Origin of the sequence: Leptospira saintgironsiae, assembly GCF_002811765.1 — a bacterium.
Classification (GTDB): Bacteria; Spirochaetota; Leptospiria; order Leptospirales; family Leptospiraceae; genus Leptospira_B; species Leptospira_B saintgironsiae.
In genome coordinates this window covers 799,200-821,735 of sequence record NZ_NPDR01000001.1, presented here as the reverse complement: position 1 = coordinate 821,735, position 22,536 = coordinate 799,200, and the positions used below count along the sequence as shown (strand labels likewise).

Below are 22,536 nucleotides of genomic sequence, written 5' to 3'. Positions count from 1 at the left end.
TTTTTAGGAAAAAAGTCCTGGACAAACGGGATTCGCATTAGCGACAATAATTCTAATATAGCAGAGGGAATCCAGAATGTGCGAACTTTTGGGAATGAGTGCCAATGTTCCTACAGATATATGCTTCAGTTTCACCGGCCTTGTCCAAAGAGGCGGGAAAACCGGACCCCATAAAGATGGATGGGGGATCGCATTTTATGAAGGCAAAGGTTGCAGGGTCTTTCAAGATCCGCGAGCTAGTGCAGATTCTCAATTGGCGGAACTGGTCCGCACATTTCCTATCAAAAGTAATCTAGTCATTTCACATATCCGAAAAGCAAATCGTGGTAAGGTGGATCTGAAAAATACACATCCGTTCGTTCGAGAACTCTGGGGATATTATTGGACATTCGCTCATAACGGACAATTGAAAGGAGTGAAGAAACAACCATTAAAAGATTTTGCTCCGGTCGGAACCACTGACAGTGAATATGCTTTTTGTTGGCTACTTTCCGAATTAAAGAAGAAGTTTAAGACAAGACCTAAAAACGAAACACAACTCTCCCAGGAGATCCAAAAACTACTTTCCAAACTTGGCAAAAAGGGAGTTTCGAATATTCTAATTTCGGATTCTAAGTATTTATATGCGTATTGTTCGACAAAACTTGTTTATATAACAAGACATGCTCCATTTGGAGAAGCCAAACTTATAGATGCAGATCTAAGTATCGACTTTAGTAAACATACAAATCCGAAAGATATAGTTACAGTTTTAGCTACAAGTCCTTTGACCCAAGATGAAATTTGGACCAGTTTTTTACCTGGGGAATTTCAGGTATGGAAAGAAGGAAAACAATGGCAAAGATTTTCTCCTGATATTAAATAGATCTTATCTAATATCCTTTTATGAATCCTTTTGGAAAATTTCCAAATTATCTAAAAATTCTAGGAATCTTTCTTTTATCCTACACCCTGATTACGAATTATTTATGGAGAGAACCGGATAATTATTTTTGGATTTGCCATGTTTCTGCATTTTTAGTCTCAGGAAGTTTAATTTTCGAATTTCGAAAAGGAATTCGAATCGGAGGGCTTTGGCTAATACTCGGAACTATTCTTTGGCTTTCCGATGAAGTTTTAAACGATTACTCGTCAGACAAACTTTCATATTTTACACATTTATTATATGCGTTTATCTCAATATATTGTTTTCGAAGAATAGGATTATTCCCTTTCCCTTGGGTTGGGGCCTTTTTATGGTATGTTTTCGTACAATTACTCAGCCTGAAATTCACTGATCCAGCTCAAAATATCAATCTAGTGTATTCTATTTGGCCTCCCTGGGACCTACTATTTTCAAATTACTTTTATTTTCAGATTTTTATGAATCTTTTCATTTTAGGAATTCTTTTTTTCGCCTCATGTATATCGAATAAAATTCTCGATGAATAATAAGGAACCGAATCACAGATAAGAATAAGGCCCTAAAAACGGAACCTATATCTTAAATCCATTCCAAATGTATCCCTAACTTGATCTCTCACATCTAGTTGAGAATAAGTTCGAATATTGAAATCGAAACCTGAAGAATTATCTTCTTCTTCCCATTTGATACCTCTCCAATACGTATAAGCCAATTGAAGAATATACTTTGTTCCTAAAAGAGCCAATCTCAGATCGTTTCTGCTACGAACTCCTTCCAAATCATCCTGTTTACTGTGTTGATAATTTGCTAAAAAGATCATCGTTCCAGGATCAGGTTGAGGATAAAAATTAGAATACGCGATAAATAGATTCCTTGCGTTTTCGAACTCTTCTTTTCTTTGTACTTCTTCTTTATGACCTTTCAATTCAGAAAGGACTAAGATAGAAGTGATCACCATTGTTAATCTAGCTTTTCTGTATTCTTTTGCATGAAGAAGTCCCCAACCTGGAAGAACGGCACTTCTCCAAACCAGATCCCAACGAGATCTATCTTTTGTTTCCGGAACGGTAGTCGTTAGTTCCTGAGAATGAAGGGGTGTAAGACCGAATAAAAATATACAAAATATAGCTAACTTTTTCACCCAAACTTCCTTATTAATTATAGTTGCAGAAGAAGAAAGATCCGATTTAGTTCTCCGGACAACCATGAAAAAAATCCTATTTTATCTTATAATCACACTTTCAGTTTTTAGCCTTGCTCCAAGTTTCGCAGCAGAGCCTGAAGACGAAATCAAAACCTTGGTGTCTTCCTTAGATTCTTGCAAAGGTTGTGTTTTTATAAGAAACGGTTCGGAACATAAGCTGGACGAAGCAAAGGCTCATTTGCTCAGAAAATATGACGCGGCCAAAAGTAAGATAACTAGCACAGAAGATTTTATCAAAGGATTAGCAAGCAAATCCTCGATTACAGGAACTCCCTACAAGATCAAATTTCCTGACGGAAAGGAAGTAGAATCCGAAAAATGGCTGACTGACAAATTGAATGAATTGCGTAATCCTCCGCCTGTAGCCAAACCAAAAAAGAAAAAATAAGCTACCTAAGCGAAAAATTACATAAACTCGGCAGTTATTCTAGAATGGCTGAGTCGAATTGAACTAGAGAATTTTATGCGAAAATATCTGTGCCTTCTTCCTATCTCCCTTTTATTCGCCTGTCCTCCTCCGCCTAGCGAAGATCCGCTTTCTTCCCTAATATCTGCATTAACATTATCTAATATACAAGTTCCTGCGGAATTTACTGTGGTAGATTCAACGAAACAGACCCAATTAGACGCGGTAGAAGCTACTGCAACAAAGAACTCCACTTGCACAAAACTGGGCGCCTTCTATTGGGAGATTGGAGATGTAAACGGAGCTTATGGATATTCTTCTGTAAACGGTTCTGTGAATGGATCCACATTACTTCTAATAGCTTCCGCATCTAAATGGATTTGGGGAGCTTACGTTTTGGAGAAGGTTGGAACTCCAACAACGATAGAACAATCGTATCTTAGAATGAGATCAGGTTATGATAATCTGGATGATAACAAATGTAATCTAGCTCTTACAGTTAATGCATGTTTTACAAACGGCCCAGGTAGAGATAATACAAATAATAATAATTACTATAATGCGGGTGATCTAAATTATTTTTATTATAATGGAGCACATTTCCAAGCTTATGCAGCTCTAAACCCAAGCGGCTTAACTCCTGCACTTACAAATTACACTCGTACACAACTAGCAACTGAGATAGGAAACACTTTATTCGGAGGATCCAATCCAGGAATAGATTATGCAGTTCCTCAACCTGCAGGCGGAGTTAGAACTTCCGCTTCCGTTTATGCACAATTCTTAAGAAGAATATTAAATTCTAATCTGACAATCCGAAGTTATTTAGGCGCAGATCTTGTGCCTACATTACCTTCCGTACATCCAGCCCAAGCAAAGTACTCACCTTTTGTTTTGGAAGACGTACATTATTCTTATGGACATTGGGTAGAAGATTCTTCCGGAAATGACTCTGCATACAGTAGTCCTGGAAAATTTGGATTCTATCCTTGGATTGATCCAACTGTCACTACTTATGGAATAATCGCCCGATATTCTACATCCGGTTTAGCCTACGCAGAATCAGTATATTGTGGAAGACTTTTGAGAAAGGCATTCGCCACTGGAATCGAACAGTAACCTGTACTTCGGTCCGATCTCTGTAACGAAAAAGTAATTCTCTCTTCATGGAGTAGATACAAAAATTTAAGATGATCAAAAGTCGATGCTTCCATCGACATATATCAGTTCTTATCCTAAAGCGGGTCCCTTTCGAATTTTAGTGGTGACCGAAACATTTCCTCCTGAGATAAATGGAGTCGCCAAGACACTTCATAGAATGTTGGGTGATCTTTTGCAAAGAGGTCACGAGATAATTCTGGTCCGTCCAAAACAAGGTCATAATGATTACGCAACAGCGAGCAATAACTACAGAGAAGTTCTTGTAAGAGGGGCAAAAATCCCATTATACGAAGACTTAAGATTTGGATTTCCTGAAAAATACCTATTACGCAGATTAATCGAATTAGAAAAACCTGATATAGTACATGTGGTCACAGAAGGGCCACTCGGCTGGTCCGCAGTTAGAGCTGCCAGACATGTTGGAATTCCAATCATCAGCGATTTCAGGACAAATTTCCATGCATACGCAAAATATTATAAGTTTGGATTCGCAGGAAAACTGGTCCATAATTACCTAAAAGGACTTCATAATAGAACACAAATGACCTTGGTCCCGACTGCTCAGATCAGAGAACAGTTAACAGAACAAGGATATACAAATGTACAAGTGGTTTCCAGAGGGATTGACTCTGATCTATTCCATCCTGCTCGTAGGAATTCCAAACTAAAAACGGAATGGGGATTAAAACCTTCTGAACTTGGAGTTCTATACGTAGGAAGATTAGCTCCAGAAAAAAATCTAGATCTATTAGTAAGAACATTTCGCAGACTCCAAACAAGAGTTCCAAATGCAAAATTGATCTTAGTGGGAGATGGACCTTCTAAAGAAAAATTGCAAAAAGAAAATCCTGACTTCATATTCAGAGGAATGAGAAAAGGAAAAGAATTAGCAGAACATTATGCGACCGGGGATCTATTTTTGTTCCCAAGCCTAACAGAAACTTTCGGAAACGTAATCGTAGAAGCAATGGCATCTGGACTTCCAATCGTTGCTTATAACTACGCTGCCGCCAACCAACATCTCAAACACGGAAAATCCGCCCTACTCTCTGGTTTCGACAAAGAAGAAGAATTTATAGAACAGTCTTGCCTATTAGCAGAGAATAAAAAATTAGCTCTCAAACTTGGTCTCGCTGCAAGAAAGATCGCAGCTTCCTGTACCTGGGAAGATGTTACTGATTCTCTGGAGATGACTTACTCTAAACTTTCTCTTTCTAAGAAAAAAGCAACGAAAGCCAGGAAAGCAATTAAGTTGAAAGTGCAGATGGTTAGGAGCTAGGAGGGGAGCTTGCTTTTGAACAAAATCATTTACATTCTTCAAAAATTCTAATATTTTACTTTCAAAATACTAAGTTAGACACTTTTTATTTCAATATCATGTGGTTGATTGAATTTGCGAGAATTTATACAAATAAATTCCTACTTATTCTTTTCTTCCTACCAAGCTGCATCCTTGTCGATATCGAAGCTAATCTTCAAACTAACCTTATTCCCAGAAAAGAAGCATTAGATAGAATCTCAAACGTGTCTTTAATTAGAATAGTAAAGTGTCTCGACCAAAAAAATCAGCACCCAATCGACTTAATTCAAATTAATGATTACACAAACTACTTAAGCTGCAACGGATCTTGCTCGGGTTCCGTTTATTATAGAGAAAAAGATATAAAATATTTATATGATTCCCTGCTCATTCTTCCTTGCGATACAGATTCTCTATTTTTAATTCCTAAAGTAAATGCGTTTGAACCGAATGATTTTGAATTAAAATATTTCGGTTTTTAATAACTATCTAAAGCAATTACTTTTTCAATTCTTTCGTCATCGATCTTACGAATGATTCTTTGTCCTTCTTAACATCTTTTAATGCGACTTTGATTTCTTTTGGAATATCAAAATACTTTTCCGCCCACATATAGATCTCAACAAATACCGGCAAAAGATCGATGCCTTTTTGTGTAAGCCTATAAAGGACTTTCGCTTTGCTATCTGGGTGTTCCGATTTTTCGATCAGACCGTTTTCTTCCAAGGATTGGAGTCTAGATGCCAGGATATTTGTAGCAATACCCTCGTCGGACTTTAGGAAATCTCCGTAAGTCCTTTTTTTGTTAAACATAAGATCCCTAATAATGAGAAGCGACCACTTATCGCCCCAGATATCCAGGGAGCAACTAATCGGACAATCCGATCTTTTTTTTCCCTCTAACATAAAATTCATCTTAAAATTAGCTTGCAAAAAGCAAGTATTTTTCCGCACCCTATAATTACTTGCAATTTGCAAGTAATTTAGCTGGCCATAATAAATATGAAAAGGCCGCGAAACTTCGCAAAATAAGGAATATAAGATGAAACAGACAATTTTAGTAACAGGAGCTTCTTCAGGCATTGGGCTCCTTCTTGCCAATAAACTCCACCAGAGCGGTCATACCGTCATCGGCACAAGCCGCAATCCAGAAGAACATAGTTCTAAATTACCTTTTAAATTATTAGAATTAGATATTTCTTCGGACAGTTCAATTGAATCCTTCCCGAAACGGCTATTCAGTCAGATTCAAAGTTTAGATGTCCTCATAAACAACGCAGGTTATTTGGTATCAGGTCTTGCCGAGGAAACCCCTATTGATCTAGGTAAACAACAATTCGAGACAAATTTTTGGGGAACAGTAAAACTCACCAATCAATTGCTGCCTTATTTCAGAAAACAAAGGTATGGAAAAATTATTACTGTAGGATCTATTCTAGGTTTAATCGGTCTTCCCAATGTTTCTTACTATTCGGCTTCGAAACATTCTTTGGAAGGTTATTTCAAAGTATTACGATTTGAATTAAAGGATTTTAATATAAAGGTCAGTATGGTTGAGCCGATGGGTTTCAAAACAAATATTGGCACGAGCGCCGTTAGATCAAAAGTACAAATTGAAGATTACGATCTACTTCGAAAACAAACCGCTGCATTCTCGAAAGAAACATTCGATAAAGCTCCTACTCCAGAACCGGTTGTAAACACTGTGGTAGAAATTATAAATCAAAAAGATCCAAAATTCAATTTCCCAGTTGGGCAAGGTGCTTCGTTTATTCTTACGATGCAACACTATGCGTATAAAGCTTTTGAGAGTTCGATCATGAAAAGACTACATAAAGCCAAATCATAAGGGAACAATATTATTACACTTTTATAACGCGCGAGGTCTTTGCAGGACGTGGTCCGAAGGACCGAGTCCGTAAAAGACCGACCCTTGCATTGCAAGGGACGCGCCCAAACTTTTATAATAAATTGTTTCGGAATTTTTTTGAAGATTCTTTTTTTTCGCTTGTACTTTCTTCGCCTTTACTATAATGACTGGCAAATTTAACGGCAAGGAGCAAAGCCTATGCTGAAATTTCCCGGACCTCGCACGGATCATCAAGAGAGAAATCGTCCCTTCGTCGCTAAAGAAAAATATCTCACCTTCCTAAAGATCGCCAATAAGTCTTCTCATTCCAGACAGAGAAGGTTTCGTAATAAAAACAGAGAAAAAAGGCAGACCTTGTCACCATAGTTGTCTTATCATGGTTTTCCATGGAAAACCTAGACGCTAAAACTATCAGTCTCTGGATCATGGCGACCATATATACGATCGCCGGTATTCTTCATTTTGTGATCCCTAAATTTTATATGAGGATCATGCCACCTTGGATTCCTTATCATAAACTTATGGTCCAATTCAGCGGTATTGCAGAGATCGCTTTAGGACTCGGGCTATTCTTTCCTCAAACCAAAGTGTTAGCAGCTTGGGGAGTGGTCTTTCTTTTGATCGCTGTGTTTCCAGCTAACGTCTACCACTTTCAATCAAGAACCAGAAAGGATCCTCCTACTTGGGCCTTAATTTTAAGGCTTCCTTTGCAATTACTTCTGATTTACTGGGCTTACACTTTTACGTATTAAGTTTTGGTCCTTTCTGTAGGAGGTCCAACAACTCACTGCTTTTGTCGTGTTGGAACTCCTACAAAGCTATCACATATTCCTTTTAGATCATCGTATACAATCGATTTGATTTCTTTTGCTCACAAAAGCCCTATCTTTACTTTTTATTTCAGTCAAAAATTTATTGAAAAGGTTTTAGAAGAAGATATTCTCCCCTTCTAAGTTTCTGGAGTTTCTTTATGTTCAAGTTATGGATAGCGATCTGTGGAAGTGTTTTGATTTTGGGCTTAACTTTTTCTTCTTCAAAGGTTCAGGCGAATACTAAGTATAGTGTCTTTTGTGCTGATGGTAAGATTGAATCGGATTCACGCACTTTGGATCAGATGAAATCTGCTAGAGGTTCTAATGTTTGTATCCTGAAAGAATTCGATTATTCTTCTGATGCTGATAATTATGCTCAATCTATTGGAGGAAAAGGTTCCGCCTGCAGTTGCAATTAAGTTTACAAGCCGGATTAATCGTTAAATCTTCTACCTCATACAAACTTTTGGGTGGGGTTTTATGAATAAGGATCTGACTTCTTTTTATGTCCTAGGGTTCATAAGAAGTTTTGTGTTTTTGATCGTTCTTTGTATTATGTTAGTGGTCTCTGAAAGTTTGAGCTCCTACCTTTATGATAAGAACGAACTGCCTGAGATTTCCTTTATATCCGGCTTAGTTTTGAGTATTGGGGCGGCTTTTACTGCAAGTCGTCACAAGTCTCAGGACAAAGAACCTTCCAAGCTTGTCTTTATTCTTGTCTCTTCTATTTTAAACTTTGGTATTCTATTGGTCGGTCTTTTTCTCATCCGCAAGTTTTTCCCAGGTTGGATCGCCTGATCTCTTCCTAATTTTAATTTTTTCTTTTCCTCTCTTCCGGTTTGGATATTATTCTCCGAAACATATAATATGAACCGGCTTCTTTCTGTTTTTCTTTCTTCTATCTTTCTATTTTTCTCTTCAGATCTTCTTGCGGAAGAAAAAATTATCGAAGGTAAACTTCTTCAATTTGGTAGAATGTTGGGTACAGGCAACGAGTTCATCCAAGTACTTTCCAATGATCTGAGTCCTGAACTTTCCAGACTTCATAACCAAACAATTCGTGTTCTTTGCCAGATGAGGGGAGAAAATTGCGACCCGATACGTTATGAGACCTACCCTTTTTCCGAATCTAAGGGCCTAGCAGATTGGACTTTGAAAAGAATTCCAAATTATGTGAACAGAGGTTATTTCGCTTTTAATCCTACCGTAACTCCTGATGGACAATCTATCTTTTGGACTGTGTATTCTAGCAAAGGTAAATCAGGCACTCAAAGGATTTGGTTTGCGGAGAAGGATGACAGAGGTTTCTGGAGAGATGGTAAAGAAATGCCTTCTCCTTTGAATAATGATCTGAACTCTGCGGTGATCGCAGTTCTTCCGAGTAATAATGAATTATTCGTTTTCGGTTCTTTCGGTGATGACGAGGCCACTCATAAAATACAAGTAGAGTTCCAAGAAAAAAGAGAAGAGTTAAAAAGAAACACAAGAGACGAAATGGAATTTCGTTTAAAGGAAGAACAACTCGCTTACGAATATCTTCGCAAAATAAATCTACTCCAAAATAAGGCAACTGTTCCATTATATAAAAGTTATAAAGAGAAAGGAAGTTGGTCCTACCCTAAGGCGATTAATTTTCCTGAGTTTTCTAATATATATTTAAAAAATAATACTTCGGTTTTCGGCGGTTCCACTCTATCTTCTTCCGGAAGGATCTTGATCTATTCTGTCCAACAACCTGATTCTTATGGCAAATTGGATCTTTACGTAAGTATTCAAAAGGCGGATGGTTCCTTCACTCTTGGTAAAAACTTAGGGGATATTGTGAATACTTCTTCTGAGGAAACTGCTCCATTTTTAGCAGGAGATGATAGAACTCTTTATTTCTGTAGCGATGGTCATAAGGGACTTTCCGTATATGTGACAAAAAGAATTGGAGAAGGTTGGGATAATTGGACTAAACCAGTTGAGGTCTCTGCCAATCTAAAAGGTGTAAACTTCTTCTCTATTCCAGTAAATAGTGACTGGGCTTACGTAAGCAAAGAAGGTCAGTTATACATGGCCTATCTACCTCGCGATTTCCGACCAAACCCTGTTGTCGTTATCAACGGTAAAGTTTTGGACGAAGAAGGAAATCCATTAAGTGCGGAAATACATTACGAATCTTTAACACGTTTAGAAAAAAGAGGAAGCGCTAAAAGTGATTCTAAAACCGGTTCATTTAGTCTAGTTCTTCCTTATGGCGAAAAATACGGTTTTTATGCGGAGAAGTCTGGCCATCTTTCCGTTTCCAGAAATATTGATCTTACAGAATCCAAACAAGAAGATGCTAAGTTGGATGTTGAATTTCGTCTTCCTGCTCTGGCAGTCGGCAGACAAATCCTTCTGAACAATTTATTTTTTGAGACAAACAAATTTGAGATCTCCAAAGACTCTGAACCTGAATTGGATCGTTTAGGGATTTTTTTAAAATCGAATCCTAAACTCAAAATCTCTGTAGAAGGTCATACAGATAACGTAGGTAAAAAAGAACGTAACCTGGAACTTTCCGAAAACAGAGCAAAAGCTGTGGCAGATTATTTGATTTCCAAACATGGAATCGATGGCGAAAGAGTTCGGACCCAAGGTTTTGGGGACAGCCAACCAATTTCCTCCAATGACAACGCTTCCGACCGTCAAAGGAATAGAAGAGTTGTATTACAGATCGTCGACTGAATTTCGTTCGGTTCCTTTTTTGTATCATTCCTTCCTTAAATTCAGGTTTTACCTTGAATTTTTGTTTTAAAAAAGGAATCTAATCTGGAATGAAAATAGCGGTCATCGGTAGCGGAATCGCCGGCTTAAGCGCATCTTGGTATTTGGGCAAAGAACATGAAGTCTCTCTTATAGAAAAACATCCTCTGGTCGGTATGGATGCTCACGGTACTGATCTTTTCTCCAACGGGCATTCTATCCGAGTTGATGTTCCCTTCCGAGCATTTAAACGAAATTATTATCCCTGTCTTTTGGATCTGTACAAAGAAGCAGGAATCGAAGTAAGACCTGTAGATTATTCGTTTTCTTTAAACTACGGAGATGGCACTACATATTTCGGTTTTTCTACTTTGGGCATCGGAGGCAATTTTGTTCCGATCCCATATTGGGTTTGTTTTTCTAATAAAACTTCTAGACGTATTTTTTCGGATGCGATCCGCTTTTACGAAGAATCAGAAAGAGAACTCCAATCATTAGAGGGAGAACAACTTACAATTTCTCAATTCTTAAGCAGATTCGGTTATTCTGTAGAGTTCGAAGATCTATATCTGATCCCAATGTTTTCCACAATCAATACCTGTACTTCTGAAAGTGCTAAAAATTATCCTGCAGAAGTTGTGATAGGTTATCATTCTAGTGGTTTAAAGTTCTTAAGATTTTTAACCCCAGAAAAAGGGACTAGAGATGTTACGGAAAAACTTTCTAAAAGAGCTTCCTCTGTTCGTTTAAGCACTGATCCCAAAAAAATCGTTTTAGAAAAAGATAAAGTAAAACTGGTTTTTGAGAATGGAGAAGAACTTTTCGACAGAGTGGTGGTTGCTGCCCCGGCCAATCAAACAATTTCAATTCTTCCCGACGAATATTCAAAGGAGAAGGCTTTACTTTCCAGACTTAGATATGAGGCTTCTGAAGTAGTAGTTCATTCTGACGAAAAATTTATGCCCAAACAGAAAAGACATTGGGCACCTATGTGTTTTTCTCTTTCACAAGATAGTTCCACTGCGACAGCTACTATTCTTCTAAACAAGGTTCTCCCTTCTATGAAAGGTAAGGCTGTATTCCAAACTTGGAATCCACTCGTAGAACCAAATGAAAAAGATTTTATCAGCAGATCCAAATTTGAAAGACCTGTGATAGATATCGCCTCCAGAAAGATCTTAGAAGAGTTGAAAGAATTACAAGAACTTCCAGGCAAAAAAGTATTACTCTGCGGTTCTTACGCTAAATATGGAATGCCACTTTTAGAAGCAGGAGTTTCCACTTCTTTAGATGTTAAACGATGGATAGAAGATTCTCTTAGATCTTAAGATCTAAACAGGTTTTCTGACTTTATAGACCCAATATTCAAAATGTTTTTTGATTGTTTCGGAACCGAAGTATTCTCCTAGCATCTCGTATCTTCCCGCGAGTCGTTTTGGGATTTTGTTTTCTGATTTAATTTTTTCTAATATAAATTGAGAAAATCCAGGGAATACAAAAGGATCTATTCTTTCTAAAACTTCGAAGTTAAAACCTAAGGCAGAATATTCTGAGACGATACCTTCTACCTTTTTAAGATCAGAAGACATTTTTGCCATTTTGGAGATCAAATTTCTTTTGAAAGTTTCCCAATACGAAATCTTTCGATCTGAGAATAATATCTCTGCAGATACAAATACTCCTCCCGGTCTTAAGATCCTATAAATTTCCCCAACCAATCTATTTCGGTTCGGAATGAAATATAAACTATCTAAGGCGATCACCACATCAAAGGTTTTGTCTTCGAATTCTGTTAAACCTTCTGTACTTCCTAAAATTAAATTGGGAGAACTGCTTCTACCTTCATAACGTCTTTTTGCAAATTCGATCTGTGTCTTGGAAATATTAATCCCGTATATATTCGAAACATTTACTCCAAATATATTTTCCCAAATCCTAAATTGGTCTCCGCATCCAAATCCAAGATCTAATAATTTAGAATCGGAATCCAATCCAGCTAATGTTCCCAAATGTTCTGCAAGATTTGCACAAGCCGTCCCGTATTCTTTTGTGTTTTCCCAATAACCCAGATTGGCCCAGGATTCTCCATGCTCGTTCAAATAGAGATGAGATAGATCTGTAGGAATTCCTTCTCTTCCAAATAATAGCCTGACCTTGGGCCAGATATCCGTCTTTGCAGGAAAAGAATGATGGCGAAGAGAAATTTCTTTTTTGTAAGGCAGGTCTTCCATGATTCCTTAGTCTTCGGTTGCCCAAAGCAAAACTTTATTGGACATAGAATTTACGAACTGTCTACCAGAATCACCTTTATTTGTCCGTTCTCTAATCCTTTCGGATATGTTTTATGCCGACATAAGAGAGTGAGGTCCGGACAAAAATCCGCAAAAAAAGTCCTTTTCTTTCCTTAACTTACGGCGGAAAACCTACCGACGGACCTTATGAACATCAAAGATCGTATCCTTGGAATTTTAGCTGCACTCCTCCAATATTCTAGAACAAACTGGAGATCCATTATCAAAGTCTCGGTAATTTCCGGGATCGTAATCCTTTCATTTCTAATAGGAGGATCCTATGTTGTGTGGCTCACCAAACAAGAAGAAGTCGCCCGTAATTTGGAAACTTTCCAGAGAGAAGTTTCAGATGCGTACGATCCAAATGAGATCAAACCAATTCGTATCTTGGATAAAAATGGAAAATTGATCGGAGAATTCTCTCGCAGAAAATTCAGACCGATTCGCACTGATAATTTAGCAAATCATGGAAATATAATATGGGCCCTACTCAGTTCCGAGGACAGAGATTTTTACGAACATAATGGTGTAAATTTTACTGCGTTACTTAGAGCGATCATAGTAAACCTAACTACTTTCCAAAAACAAGGTGGTTCCACTCTCACCCAACAGTTAGCAAAGCTCACTTTGGATTTAGGAGCTCGAAATGTATTTAATAAACTCACCGAATTTTACTGCACATTCTATTTAGAGAGCAAATTCGATAAGAATACGATCTTAGCTATGTATCTAAACCGTATCTTCTTGGGAGAAGGTAACACAGGAGTAGAAGAAGCTTCCCGTTATTATTTTAATAAACCCGCATACGAGTTAACTCCTGCAGAAGCGGCACTTCTTGTGGGAACAATTCCGGCTCCTTCTAACTATAATGCTGTTAGGAATCCTAAGATAGCTCTCAAAAGACAGAAGATGGTGATGACCGTTATGGGCAAAAACCAAAACCTTCATCCAAATCCTAAATCTATTGAAAGAGATTTTGAGAAGAAGGTAGATGCGAATATCCGCAAATTCAGATCATTCTATGTGGTAGAGGAAACCAAGGAAGAAGAGGATAAAGTAGTCATCACTTCCGAGATAGGAAAGTACGGATTTGATAAAGATTTTACAATCAACTTAGCTTCTGACTTTAATTTTGGTGTCCGCCAATTCGTGATCGAGAATTTTTCGGAGATCGATCTGGAAAGCCGCGGCATGAATGTGTATACCACATTGGATTACGATAAACAAGAAGCAGCAGAACGTTCTCTCAGAGAAGGAATCGAAGCAGTTCGCAAAAAACTTTCCGAAGATAAAGCTAATTATCTAAAAGCCGGCAAAACAGAAGAAGCTTCCAAACAAAACAAGATCATTGAAAACATGAACGGAAGTTTAATCTCCATTAATCCTACAAACGGATATGTAGAAGCAATGGTTGGTAGTTACAAAATTTCTAATATATTTAGATTAAACCGTGCAGTTTCTGCGGTAAGACAACCAGGTTCTGTGATCAAGGGACTTGTATATCTGATGGCATTCGAAAAAAGGATCGCAACTCCAACTTCTATCGTTGTGGATGAGCCAATCAAGATCAGAGGTTATGCCCCAAAAAACTGGTACAAAGGCCATAGAGGAGCGATGCAAACCAGAACTGCATTTGCTCAGTCTGTAAACACAATTGCAGTCAAGTTCATGGATGAAATTGGCGTTGGTGATTTTATCCATACTCTTGGAAAAATTTTGGATCTCGATAGTTCAGAGTTGAGCAGAAGGTTCCAACATAATCTTACATTAGCACTCGGCTCCGGAGAATTATCTCCTAAAGAGCTGGCAACAGTATACGCAACAATTGCAAATAACGGTAAAAAAGTAAAACCTGTGGAGATCTTAAGGATTACTGACTTCGAAGGATCGGAACTTTATGTAAACCTTCTACCTGATCCAAAAGAAGCAGAACAAATTTTAGACCCTGTTGCTTGTGCCATGACCTTAAACTTACTAGAAGCAGTTGTCTCTGAAGAAGGTACACTCAAGATCGCATTAAAAGAAGGAGAAAAATTTCCACTCGGTGGAAAAACAGGAACAGTTCAATCTCCTAAAGAAGCACAAAAACGTTGGGGCTCCAGAAAAGGTGTAAGGGACGTTTGGTTTGCGGGTGTGAATCCAAATTTAGTCACTGCAGTTTGGGTAGGTAACGATTTAGGTGCACCTTTCCCTGGTTCCGGATCAGGGACAAGTGGTTCTATTTGGTTTAGATATGTTTCTCATGTAGCCAGAACATTAGGATTTGGTGATAGTCTAATTACTCCATTTAATGGAGATTATGTGAAAGTGGATATCTGCGCAGAGACCGGCGGACTTTTATCTAACGAAGCAGAATGTAAACATCCACTTTATGGACAGTATTATTATGTGGGAGACCAACCTGGTGGAGGTGCGGCAACTCCTACAGTTACCGCAACGGAGGGCGCGACTTCTACAAATGGTACTGAAGAAGCGCTTTCTGGAGAAGACGCAGTAGAATTAGAACTTCCTGAAGCTAAGGAAGATCCGAACGACGATTAGTATCTTTTGGTACGCGGTCCCCGACTAGAAACAATTCATAAGGGGACCATAAAAAGATCCAAGGAGCATCTTCAGATAAAAGTGAAAATGCTTCTTTGATCTGAGGACTTATATCCGTTTTATCCGTGGATCTGATCTCTTGGAAAATTTTTTCCATTTTAGGATTAGAGTAGAAGGCGCGATTTCCTCCATTCCCAAACCTGTCTCCTGCAAACAATGGATCTAAAAATGCAAATGGCCCAGGAAGATCTGCATACCAAAATAGTAATGTTAGATCTCCCCTACCTTCTCCATTCTCTTTATATAATGCAGCTTTCTCCATTGGGAGAGTTTTAATTTTTAATCCTAACTCTTTTAGGTTTTGCACGATTGCAGCACCATTTGCTTGGTTCTCCTCATCTCCTCTCATTCTAAATTCTAATTCTCTTTCTAAAATTTTAGGATAACAAACAGATTGAGTAAGCAATTCTTTTGCTTTTGCAAGATCATAAGGATAAATTTCTTCGGAAGAAGTCCAGGTGTCCGAAATTGATTTTGGAAATGGGCCTACGGAGACTTCTCCTTTTCCTTCTAATAAAACCTGAATGATTGTACGTTTATCTATTGAATAATTTAATGCTTTTCTAAAGTTCTTATCGAAACAAGGTTCTTTTGCGTTGATCGCTATGTATTGAACACCGCCTCCTTTTCGAACAGAGATCTGATCTTCTTTTACTAACGAATTTTTGAGAAGAAAAACAGGCAATTTCATCAGATCCAATTCGTCTTTGAAATATAAATACAATCCAGTGCTTGCTTGAGGAAGAACTCTAAACAATATCTCAGAACCCAAATCATTGGGATGATTTGCAACTAATCTAAGATGATTGTTCCTTTTCCATTCTGCTAATTTGAAATTTCCACAAGTTGATTCAGGTGGGCCGCAATAGATCCAAGCTTGTGGCAAAGAAAGTTTTTCTAAAGTTTCTCTAAGGCCTCCTTCAAAATAAATTTCTAAACTGGAATCGGAGAGAACCTTTCCACCTTTTAAAAAAGAATATGTGCTTCTCCTTGGGCCAGGAGTATTTCTTAATCTTTCTAAAGATCCTAAAACTGTTTGAGCTCCTACATTCGAATTCGAATCAGTGCGAAGTTCCAAGATCAATCTTCTGATCTTGGATGACGGACCTTCTGCCAAATTATATGATCTTACTAAAGAAGGAAGGATTGTACCTTCTCCATTTATTTCAAAAAGTCTAGGGTAGATATATTTGAGAACAATTCTAGAAGATAAGTCAGTGGATCTGATCGGGTCCAAAGAGATTGGATCAGAAGGTAGTGAAAATACCAGTTTTCCGGGACTTCTTTCCGCTTTTCGACAATCATAAAAAAGAAGGGACAAAAGAAGGAAAGCCAGGGAAAAGGTAAGAGTCGGTTTCGGTCCGACCTGAAATCGGGAAGTGACCGAGTCTAGAAATCTAGGATAAAACATTCCGGACCTATGAACGTCTATAGACGCCTCTTGGGGTATTCCTTCAAGTATAAATACAGATTAATCACCGGGATCGTACTATCCTTTTTTGTATCCATACTCAATGGTGCCTCTCTTACTAGCGTTATTCCAATTTTTAACGCGATTGGAAAAGGCGGAAAAGCTGACTTTCAAATTACACTCACCAAAAAAGAAAGTATCGCTTTAAAAGAAAGGGAAGAAGGAAAAGAATTAGAAGCAATCCAAAAGATAGAAGCCCTAGTCGCAGATATAAAGATCAAGACTAACTTTTATTTAACCACTTTTCCTAAAGACCAGCTCGTTTTAATTTTTTGTTTATTCATATTTCCAATTTATCTAGCTAAACTTTTGTTCTTAACAGGTGCAGTATACTGCATCAACTCAGGCGGTTATCTAGCTGTCCGAGATCTACGTTTAGAACTTTATTCTAAGGCACAAGAACTTCCTCTCAATCATTTTGTTCAAGAGAAGACAGGGATCTTCATGAGCCGCATCGTTAACGATGTAGAAGTTTTGGCAAAAGTCATCAGCTCAGATCTAAAAGATGCTATCGTAGATTTTTTCTATATAGTCATACATTTGCTCATTCTTCTTGTCTTAAGTTGGGAAATGTTCATCGCAGTTTTAGTTGTAGTTCCACTGATCATGGGCCCAGTAACTTCTTTTGCAGATAGGATCAGAAAAGCGACTCGCAACCAACAAGAAAGATTATCTTCCTTAAATGGTCATTTACAAGAAGTGATCTCTGGCATCAGAGTTATCCGCGCATTCTCCATGGAAAAAACAGAAGCAGGGAGATTTTGGGAGATCAATAATGATCTTTCAGATAAAACTTTCAAAGGACATTTCTATCATCAGATTGGCCCTTCTTTGGTCGAACTTTCCAGCTCTATTGTTGCCGTAATATTTTTAGCTTTCGGCGCCTATTTGATCGAACTCCAAAAATTAACCTTAGGTCATTTTATGATCTTCTTCTTAACTTTGGTGTTTTTGACAAGACCATTCAAACAAATGGGAATGTTATCTAACTCGATCCAAAGTGCAGTGGCAGCAGGAACCAGAGTTTTTGAAATGTTGGATAGTGAAACGGATGTTAAAAATCCTCCAAACCCTATCTTTCCTAAAAGACTTTCTAAAGAATTAAAATTTGATTCAGTAGGATACAGTTACCCTGGAGCAAAAAGTTCCGCATTATTAGATCTGAATCTTTCTATCCAAAAAGGATCTACAGTTGCGTTAGTTGGTTCTTCCGGTGCAGGAAAATCCACATTAGTGGATCTAATACCAAGACTAATCGACCCAACCCTCGGCTCTATCACCTGGGACGGAACAGATCTCAGAAATTTCGATCTGGCTTCCTTAAGAAAAAAAATCTCTATCGTAAACCAACAAGTATTCTTATTCAACGGAAGTATCCGTGAGAATATATGCTACGGAACTGAAAATGTTACGGAAGAAAGAATGAGAGAAGTTTCAGAACTCGCATTTGCAACTGACTTTATCTTATCTTTCGAAGACGGTTTCGATACAGTAGTGGGAGAAAGAGGAGTGATGCTGTCTGGAGGCCAAAGGCAAAGGATCTCCATCGCAAGAGCGTTATTGAATAATCCTGAAATTCTTATTTTGGACGAGGCAACTTCTGCTTTAGATACGGAATCAGAAAGAGTAGTTCAACAAGCACTTGAATCTTTATACAAAAATAGAACTGTCATTATCATCGCTCACAGACTTTCTACAGTTCAGATCGCAGACACAATTTTCACAATGGAAGGTGGAAAGGTAGTAGAATCAGGATCTCACTCAGAGCTGATCCGACTAGATGGAAAGTATAAGAAATTATACGAGATGCAATTCGCTGAATCTCCGGTTTAAGAAAAGAAGATGATTTCTTTTGGAAAGATCCTATTTTTTCCGATTCTATTTTTACTTAGCCTGATCTATAAGATCTTATTTTTTTTAGATAGAAGCTTAAAGAAAAAAAGAACTCTTCCTTCTTCTATAACAATCAGTGTAGGAAATTTCAGTGTGGGCGGAACAGGGAAAACTCCTTTCACTTTACACTTAGCAAAATTGCTTCATTCTAATTTTCCGAATATTCCAATCGTGATCTTAAGCAGAGGATACGGCTCCTCAGGAAAAGGAACCAGAAGAGTTATAGAAAATTCTTCCGCCACCGAAGTCGGAGATGAACCTCTTCTTTTAAAAAAGAATCTTCCTTTTGCAGAAGTGTATGTAGGAAGTAATAGATACGACTCTTATCTGCAATTCAGATCAGAAAACAAAATACCAACCGATCAAAAGGTATTTGCATTATTAGATGATGGATTCCAGCACCACGCTTTAAACAGAGATTTAGATCTAGTCTTATTGGATTGTACAAAACTTTCTAAAATGGAATTTGTACTTCCTTTTGGTTTATTAAGAGAATCTTACAGTTCAGTATCCAGAGCAAATTTTTTAATCGCATCTAAGTTTTCTGGAGAATGGGAAGTTTTACTTTCGAAATGGATCGGAAAATACAAACCTTCTCAAACTTTAAGATTTAGATTTTCCCCACAAAAGCTTGTTCCACTTTCTTTAGGAGAATCCGAAGTTTCTATTAAAGAATTAACAGGAAAATCAGTGTTCGGCTTTGCAGGTTTGGGAAACCCAGAATCGTTTTATTCTTCCTTAAAAGATCAAAATTTATTCGAGCTAAAAACTAAATCATATCCAGATCATTATTCTTATACAAAAGGAGATCTCATTCAGATCTCAGAAAAATCTTCTGGCCAAGATTACATTATCTGTACAGAAAAAGATGGAGTGAAGATCACTTCGCTTATTAAAAATGACATGGATTTTTCCAACTGGTTTTATCTCAGATTAGAAACCGTTCTGGAAAATGAATCTAAACTGATAAGTTCCATTCGTAACTTCATCTAAACAAATAAAAAGACTTTTTCTTTTCCTAAAAAATAGTATGATTCTTTACTCTTCCCTTGATATAGGTAAGAATATAGTGAATAGAAATAAATTTTTTACTAAAATCTTAAACGATTTTTGAAGAAGGTTGAATGAAATCCAAAATTTTGTTTCTAGTTTTATTATTTCTACCTGTAGTTCTATTTGCCGAACCCCAAACTGTATATTTGCGTAACGGCCAAATATTACATGGAGATGTCATCAACCAAACGGCGACCTTTATAGATCTGAAATTACAAAACGGGGAAACAAGACGTATCCAAAAGGAGACTATACTCAGGATTTCTTATAGAGAACCTCAAAAAGAAGACCCTAAAAAGACAGAACCTCCCATAGTCCCTGTAGAAAAACAGGAGCCCAAAAAACAAGAACCCGAAATTGTCTCCCCTCCTCCGGTCCAGAAAGAAGCTAAAAGAGTGGTCCGAAGTCCATTAGAAAGACATTATATAGATTTCTATTTGGCGGCTGGAAATGGGACCTTCTCCCCTCAAACCATAGACTTTTATTATAAATACCAAAACATCAGAAGTTTAATCATAGACGCGACTCCTTTCTATTTAGCAGGAAGCCCAAACCGCACTGCAGGTACATCCGTATCTGCAGGGATCAATTATAAGTTTAAAAAATTCTCCGTAGAAGCTGGAGGAATGGAAACTAATACTTCTACAAGTTCGAAAAATATAGGTCCTGAGGCAGAAGCGATTATAGTTTATGGATCTTATCCGGAACAGATGAAGGTAGCTTTTTTAAAAGGATCATATTCTGCATTTTCCAAATCAAATTTCGAATTGTATCCGAGTGTAGGTTATATACGAACTTGGAATAGGACAAAGGACTCGAATTCACAGGTCTTTCAGGCGGATAGTGTAGCTGGAAAATCCAATTTCCAAGCTTCTGAAAGTTTAAGTGGAACTTCTGTCGGGTTAGGCTTTGCGTATTTGTTTGGATCTAAATTCGAAATAAGACCTGAATTTGAATCCTTAACCATGAAAGGTTCTCAGTCCATCCATCAAGATTATACAGCGGTTTCTTTAAGTCCTCCTAACGTTCTATTTGTATTACCTGCAGATTACAGTTTCGATTGGAAGGCCAAAGGAACTCACGCTTCATTAAAGCTAAGTTATTTTTGGAAAATGGGGATTGGATTTTTTATCAAATATGATTCTTACCAATGGAGTTATTCTCTTCAAGATGGAAATTTTCCGATCACACTTTCATTGGATTCCGATACTCCTACTTTGTCTGAACTTATAAGTTGGAATCTAGGCCAGAAACTCCTAGCCCAAACTATAAATGCTACAACTAGAGCAACTTCCATACAATTTGGAGTCTCCAAAACTCTAAACTTCGGACCGGAGGAAAATTATTAACCGAAGTATATTTTCACGAATGTAGTATTTGTTATACGATAGCCGCCTTTAGTTTTCAGGGATGTCAATTTATTGCTTGAATCCTACTTTCAGTCCAAGGATTCTTTCCCAGAATTCAAAACTGAGTGAGACCTAGATAGGAAATGAGAAGACTAAAAAATAACATCAAAGCGGCAATCTTCTTCGGATGTATGATCTTCTCCCTAACTTCTGTCCATGCAAACGATCAAGTCATCTATATGAAAGATGGAAGAGTGATCAACGCAGAGATCATTTCCCAAACTGCATTCAAGATGGTGATCAAATTACCTGATGGTTCCACAAAAGAAATTTCAAAACAAGATATCAAAAGAGTAGCATTCAAAGAAGCAAAGACTCCGGAACCTAAAGATAAAACCCCTGTTGGACCTCCTACCCTTACTCCAGAAGAAATTGCAAAACAACAGGAAGAAGATTCTAAAAAGCAAGCCGTCCTAGATGAGAAGGCAGAAAAAAGAAAAAAACAGATCGAAGAATCAAAACGAAATCGTTTAGATATATTTTTAGGAACAGGATCCGGAACAGTAAACTTTCAAAATGCAAATTTTTATGATCATGTAATCGCTGTCGGCAGCACCCTAGGCCAAGACAGCGGTAAATTCGAATATCCAATCGAACCAAAACCTAAAAGTGGAAAAGCGAGATCTTTTGATATTCGATACTCTTGGAACAGATTTGTAGGAGAAGTGGGTGCAAGTTCCGTAACATCTACTGCAACCCAAACGATTATCGGGGTAGATGGTCCAAGTAGCGGCACTTTCCCTAAATTAATCAACGGCAATTACGATGTTTCTATGAAACATGTTTATGGAAATTTTTCTTATTCAGTCTATCCACATCCTAAATACGATATTCGCCCAGTGATAGGATACCATCAATTCTGGACAAAAACGGAAAATTCAAATTCTTTAACGTTCGGGGCAGGAGTTGCTCCTGTGTTTAGTGATCAGTATTTCGGAATTGTTCCAACTTCTATTGCAGAAGTTCTAAAAGGTTTTTCCTACGGGATCCAGTATGATGTAAAATTCGAAAAGTTCGAGATCCGTACCGGATTACATATTCTACAAATGAAAGGTTTTGGAACTTACGATCGACAACTAAATGCTTATGCACCTGTAAGCGGTCAAGGCCAGGCAGAAGATATAGACGTGTACAATAAATGGGTCGCAAAAGGAGTGATTTTAGATCTAAAATTTTTGTACCCTTGGAAATATGGAGTCAGCTTTTGGATGGGACTAAATAGTATGAGTTGGACTTATACTATGTCAGAGACCGCTTTGAGCGTGGGCAATGGAGATTCTTCCGGAGTAGATCCTGAGAGTTATGCACTAGGAAAATTACTTTTCGAATCTCTTATCGGCCCGGGCGCACTCAAAGAAACAAAATCTACCACAATCCAAATCGGGGCTACTTACTCGTACGACTTTAACAAATAAAATCGTCCAATTTCTC

General features: G+C 37.7%; 19 protein-coding genes. 15 read left to right on the top strand and 4 right to left on the bottom strand.

All coding sequences use genetic code 11. The features are described from left to right. The first annotated feature begins 76 nt into the window (after window positions 1–76). The gene (locus tag CH362_RS03810) at window positions 77–865 is read left to right on the top strand and encodes a class II glutamine amidotransferase (RefSeq protein ID WP_100708990.1); all 789 of its coding nucleotides are present in this window, start codon (window positions 77–79) and stop codon (window positions 863–865) included. A 598-nt stretch (window positions 866–1,463) separates the two neighbouring features. On the opposite strand, the gene CH362_RS03800 is transcribed toward CH362_RS03810, so the two are convergent. Then, window positions 1,464–2,111, bottom strand: coding sequence for a hypothetical protein (locus CH362_RS03800; protein WP_244280465.1), 648 nt, complete (start codon window positions 2,109–2,111; stop codon window positions 1,464–1,466). Between CH362_RS03800 and CH362_RS03795 the strand changes: the two genes are divergently transcribed. From CH362_RS03795 to CH362_RS03785, 3 genes are all read left to right on the top strand, one after another. Further along, complete coding sequence (locus CH362_RS03795; RefSeq protein ID WP_100708988.1) at window positions 2,110–2,496, top strand: YfeK family protein; 387 nt, start codon at window positions 2,110–2,112, stop codon at window positions 2,494–2,496. The genes CH362_RS03800 and CH362_RS03795 overlap by 2 nt on opposite strands. Window positions 2,497–2,571: 75 nt before the next feature. Continuing rightward, complete coding sequence (locus tag CH362_RS03790) at window positions 2,572–3,633, top strand: hypothetical protein (RefSeq protein WP_100708987.1); 1,062 nt, start codon at window positions 2,572–2,574, stop codon at window positions 3,631–3,633. Window positions 3,634–3,718: 85 nt separating this feature from the next. Continuing rightward, a complete protein-coding gene (locus tag CH362_RS03785) occupies window positions 3,719–4,954 on the top strand; it encodes a glycosyltransferase family 4 protein (protein WP_100708986.1) in 1,236 nt (411 codons plus the stop codon). A gap of 519 nt (window positions 4,955–5,473) precedes the next feature. Here CH362_RS03785 and CH362_RS03775 read toward each other — a convergent pair. After that, a complete protein-coding gene (locus CH362_RS03775; protein ID WP_100709266.1) occupies window positions 5,474–5,881 on the bottom strand; it encodes a winged helix-turn-helix transcriptional regulator in 408 nt (135 codons plus the stop codon). A 136-nt stretch (window positions 5,882–6,017) separates the two neighbouring features. Here CH362_RS03775 and CH362_RS03770 point away from each other — a divergent pair, with 136 nt between their 5' ends. The 6 genes from CH362_RS03770 (at window position 6,018) to CH362_RS03745 (ending at window position 11,715) form a co-directional block, all read left to right on the top strand. Further along, complete coding sequence (locus CH362_RS03770) at window positions 6,018–6,824, top strand: SDR family NAD(P)-dependent oxidoreductase (protein ID WP_100708984.1); 807 nt, start codon at window positions 6,018–6,020, stop codon at window positions 6,822–6,824. 407 nt (window positions 6,825–7,231) lie between these two features. Next, a complete protein-coding gene (locus tag CH362_RS03765) occupies window positions 7,232–7,597 on the top strand; it encodes a DoxX family protein (protein WP_100708983.1) in 366 nt (121 codons plus the stop codon). A gap of 218 nt (window positions 7,598–7,815) precedes the next feature. Continuing rightward, window positions 7,816–8,076, top strand: coding sequence for a hypothetical protein (locus CH362_RS03760; protein WP_100708982.1), 261 nt, complete (start codon window positions 7,816–7,818; stop codon window positions 8,074–8,076). A gap of 61 nt (window positions 8,077–8,137) precedes the next feature. Next, complete coding sequence (locus tag CH362_RS03755) at window positions 8,138–8,455, top strand: hypothetical protein (RefSeq protein WP_100708981.1); 318 nt, start codon at window positions 8,138–8,140, stop codon at window positions 8,453–8,455. 69 nt (window positions 8,456–8,524) lie between these two features. Next, window positions 8,525–10,369, top strand: a complete 1,845-nt coding sequence (locus tag CH362_RS03750; RefSeq protein ID WP_100708980.1) for an OmpA family protein — start codon at window positions 8,525–8,527, stop codon at window positions 10,367–10,369. 89 nt (window positions 10,370–10,458) lie between these two features. Continuing rightward, the gene (locus CH362_RS03745) at window positions 10,459–11,715 is read left to right on the top strand and encodes an NAD(P)-binding protein (RefSeq protein ID WP_100708979.1); all 1,257 of its coding nucleotides are present in this window, start codon (window positions 10,459–10,461) and stop codon (window positions 11,713–11,715) included. 3 nt (window positions 11,716–11,718) lie between these two features. On the opposite strand, the gene CH362_RS03740 is transcribed toward CH362_RS03745, so the two are convergent. Next, window positions 11,719–12,618, bottom strand: a complete 900-nt coding sequence (locus tag CH362_RS03740) for a class I SAM-dependent methyltransferase (RefSeq protein ID WP_100708978.1) — start codon at window positions 12,616–12,618, stop codon at window positions 11,719–11,721. 207 nt (window positions 12,619–12,825) lie between these two features. Between CH362_RS03740 and CH362_RS03735 the strand changes: the two genes are divergently transcribed. Further along, the gene (locus CH362_RS03735; protein ID WP_100708977.1) at window positions 12,826–15,219 is read left to right on the top strand and encodes a transglycosylase domain-containing protein; all 2,394 of its coding nucleotides are present in this window, start codon (window positions 12,826–12,828) and stop codon (window positions 15,217–15,219) included. Here CH362_RS03735 and CH362_RS03730 read toward each other — a convergent pair. Beyond that, window positions 15,194–16,690 carry an ABC transporter substrate-binding protein gene (locus CH362_RS03730; protein WP_100708976.1) on the bottom strand — a complete coding sequence of 499 codons (1,497 nt, stop codon included), beginning with the start codon at window positions 16,688–16,690 and terminating at the stop codon, window positions 15,194–15,196. The two genes, CH362_RS03735 and CH362_RS03730, sit on opposite strands and share 26 nt — an antisense overlap. A 9-nt stretch (window positions 16,691–16,699) precedes the next feature. Here CH362_RS03730 and CH362_RS03725 point away from each other — a divergent pair, with 9 nt between their 5' ends. The 4 genes from CH362_RS03725 to CH362_RS03710 all read left to right on the top strand — a co-directional run bounded on the left by CH362_RS03725 (window position 16,700) and on the right by CH362_RS03710 (window position 22,520). Then, window positions 16,700–18,583 (top strand): ABC transporter ATP-binding protein, encoded by a 1,884-nt coding sequence (locus tag CH362_RS03725; RefSeq protein WP_165780224.1) that lies wholly within the window; start codon window positions 16,700–16,702, stop codon window positions 18,581–18,583. 9 nt (window positions 18,584–18,592) lie between these two features. After that, complete coding sequence (lpxK, locus tag CH362_RS03720; RefSeq protein ID WP_100708975.1) at window positions 18,593–19,636, top strand: tetraacyldisaccharide 4'-kinase; 1,044 nt, start codon at window positions 18,593–18,595, stop codon at window positions 19,634–19,636. A 131-nt stretch (window positions 19,637–19,767) separates the two neighbouring features. After that, window positions 19,768–21,045, top strand: a complete 1,278-nt coding sequence (locus CH362_RS03715; RefSeq protein ID WP_100708974.1) for an LA_0442/LA_0875 N-terminal domain-containing protein — start codon at window positions 19,768–19,770, stop codon at window positions 21,043–21,045. 143 nt (window positions 21,046–21,188) lie between these two features. After that, complete coding sequence (locus CH362_RS03710; RefSeq protein WP_100708973.1) at window positions 21,189–22,520, top strand: LA_0442/LA_0875 N-terminal domain-containing protein; 1,332 nt, start codon at window positions 21,189–21,191, stop codon at window positions 22,518–22,520. The last annotated feature ends 16 nt before the right edge of the window (window positions 22,521–22,536 follow it).

Bases quoted from the DNA above. Each gene is read 5' to 3' on its own strand.
- CH362_RS03760 (WP_100708982.1), top strand. From the start codon at position 7,816: ATGTTCAAGTTATGGATAGCGATCTGTGGAAGTGTTTTGATTTTGGGC.
- CH362_RS03750 (WP_100708980.1), top strand. From the start codon at position 8,525: ATGAACCGGCTTCTTTCTGTTTTTCTTTCTTCTATCTTTCTATTTTTC.
- CH362_RS03810 (WP_100708990.1), top strand. From the start codon at position 77: ATGTGCGAACTTTTGGGAATGAGTGCCAATGTTCCTACAGATATATGC.
- CH362_RS03725 (WP_165780224.1), top strand. From the start codon at position 16,700: ATGAACGTCTATAGACGCCTCTTGGGGTATTCCTTCAAGTATAAATAC.
- lpxK (WP_100708975.1), top strand. From the start codon at position 18,593: ATGATTTCTTTTGGAAAGATCCTATTTTTTCCGATTCTATTTTTACTT.
- CH362_RS03730 (WP_100708976.1), bottom strand. From the start codon at position 16,690: ATGTTTTATCCTAGATTTCTAGACTCGGTCACTTCCCGATTTCAGGTC.
- CH362_RS03745 (WP_100708979.1), top strand. From the start codon at position 10,459: ATGAAAATAGCGGTCATCGGTAGCGGAATCGCCGGCTTAAGCGCATCT.
- CH362_RS03800 (WP_244280465.1), bottom strand. From the start codon at position 2,111: ATGGTTGTCCGGAGAACTAAATCGGATCTTTCTTCTTCTGCAACTATA.
- CH362_RS03755 (WP_100708981.1), top strand. From the start codon at position 8,138: ATGAATAAGGATCTGACTTCTTTTTATGTCCTAGGGTTCATAAGAAGT.
- CH362_RS03770 (WP_100708984.1), top strand. From the start codon at position 6,018: ATGAAACAGACAATTTTAGTAACAGGAGCTTCTTCAGGCATTGGGCTC.
- CH362_RS03775 (WP_100709266.1), bottom strand. From the start codon at position 5,881: ATGTTAGAGGGAAAAAAAAGATCGGATTGTCCGATTAGTTGCTCCCTG.
- CH362_RS03715 (WP_100708974.1), top strand. From the start codon at position 19,768: ATGAAATCCAAAATTTTGTTTCTAGTTTTATTATTTCTACCTGTAGTT.
- CH362_RS03790 (WP_100708987.1), top strand. From the start codon at position 2,572: ATGCGAAAATATCTGTGCCTTCTTCCTATCTCCCTTTTATTCGCCTGT.
- CH362_RS03735 (WP_100708977.1), top strand. From the start codon at position 12,826: ATGAACATCAAAGATCGTATCCTTGGAATTTTAGCTGCACTCCTCCAA.
- CH362_RS03795 (WP_100708988.1), top strand. From the start codon at position 2,110: ATGAAAAAAATCCTATTTTATCTTATAATCACACTTTCAGTTTTTAGC.
- CH362_RS03765 (WP_100708983.1), top strand. From the start codon at position 7,232: ATGGAAAACCTAGACGCTAAAACTATCAGTCTCTGGATCATGGCGACC.
- CH362_RS03710 (WP_100708973.1), top strand. From the start codon at position 21,189: ATGAGAAGACTAAAAAATAACATCAAAGCGGCAATCTTCTTCGGATGT.
- CH362_RS03785 (WP_100708986.1), top strand. From the start codon at position 3,719: ATGCTTCCATCGACATATATCAGTTCTTATCCTAAAGCGGGTCCCTTT.
- CH362_RS03740 (WP_100708978.1), bottom strand. From the start codon at position 12,618: ATGGAAGACCTGCCTTACAAAAAAGAAATTTCTCTTCGCCATCATTCT.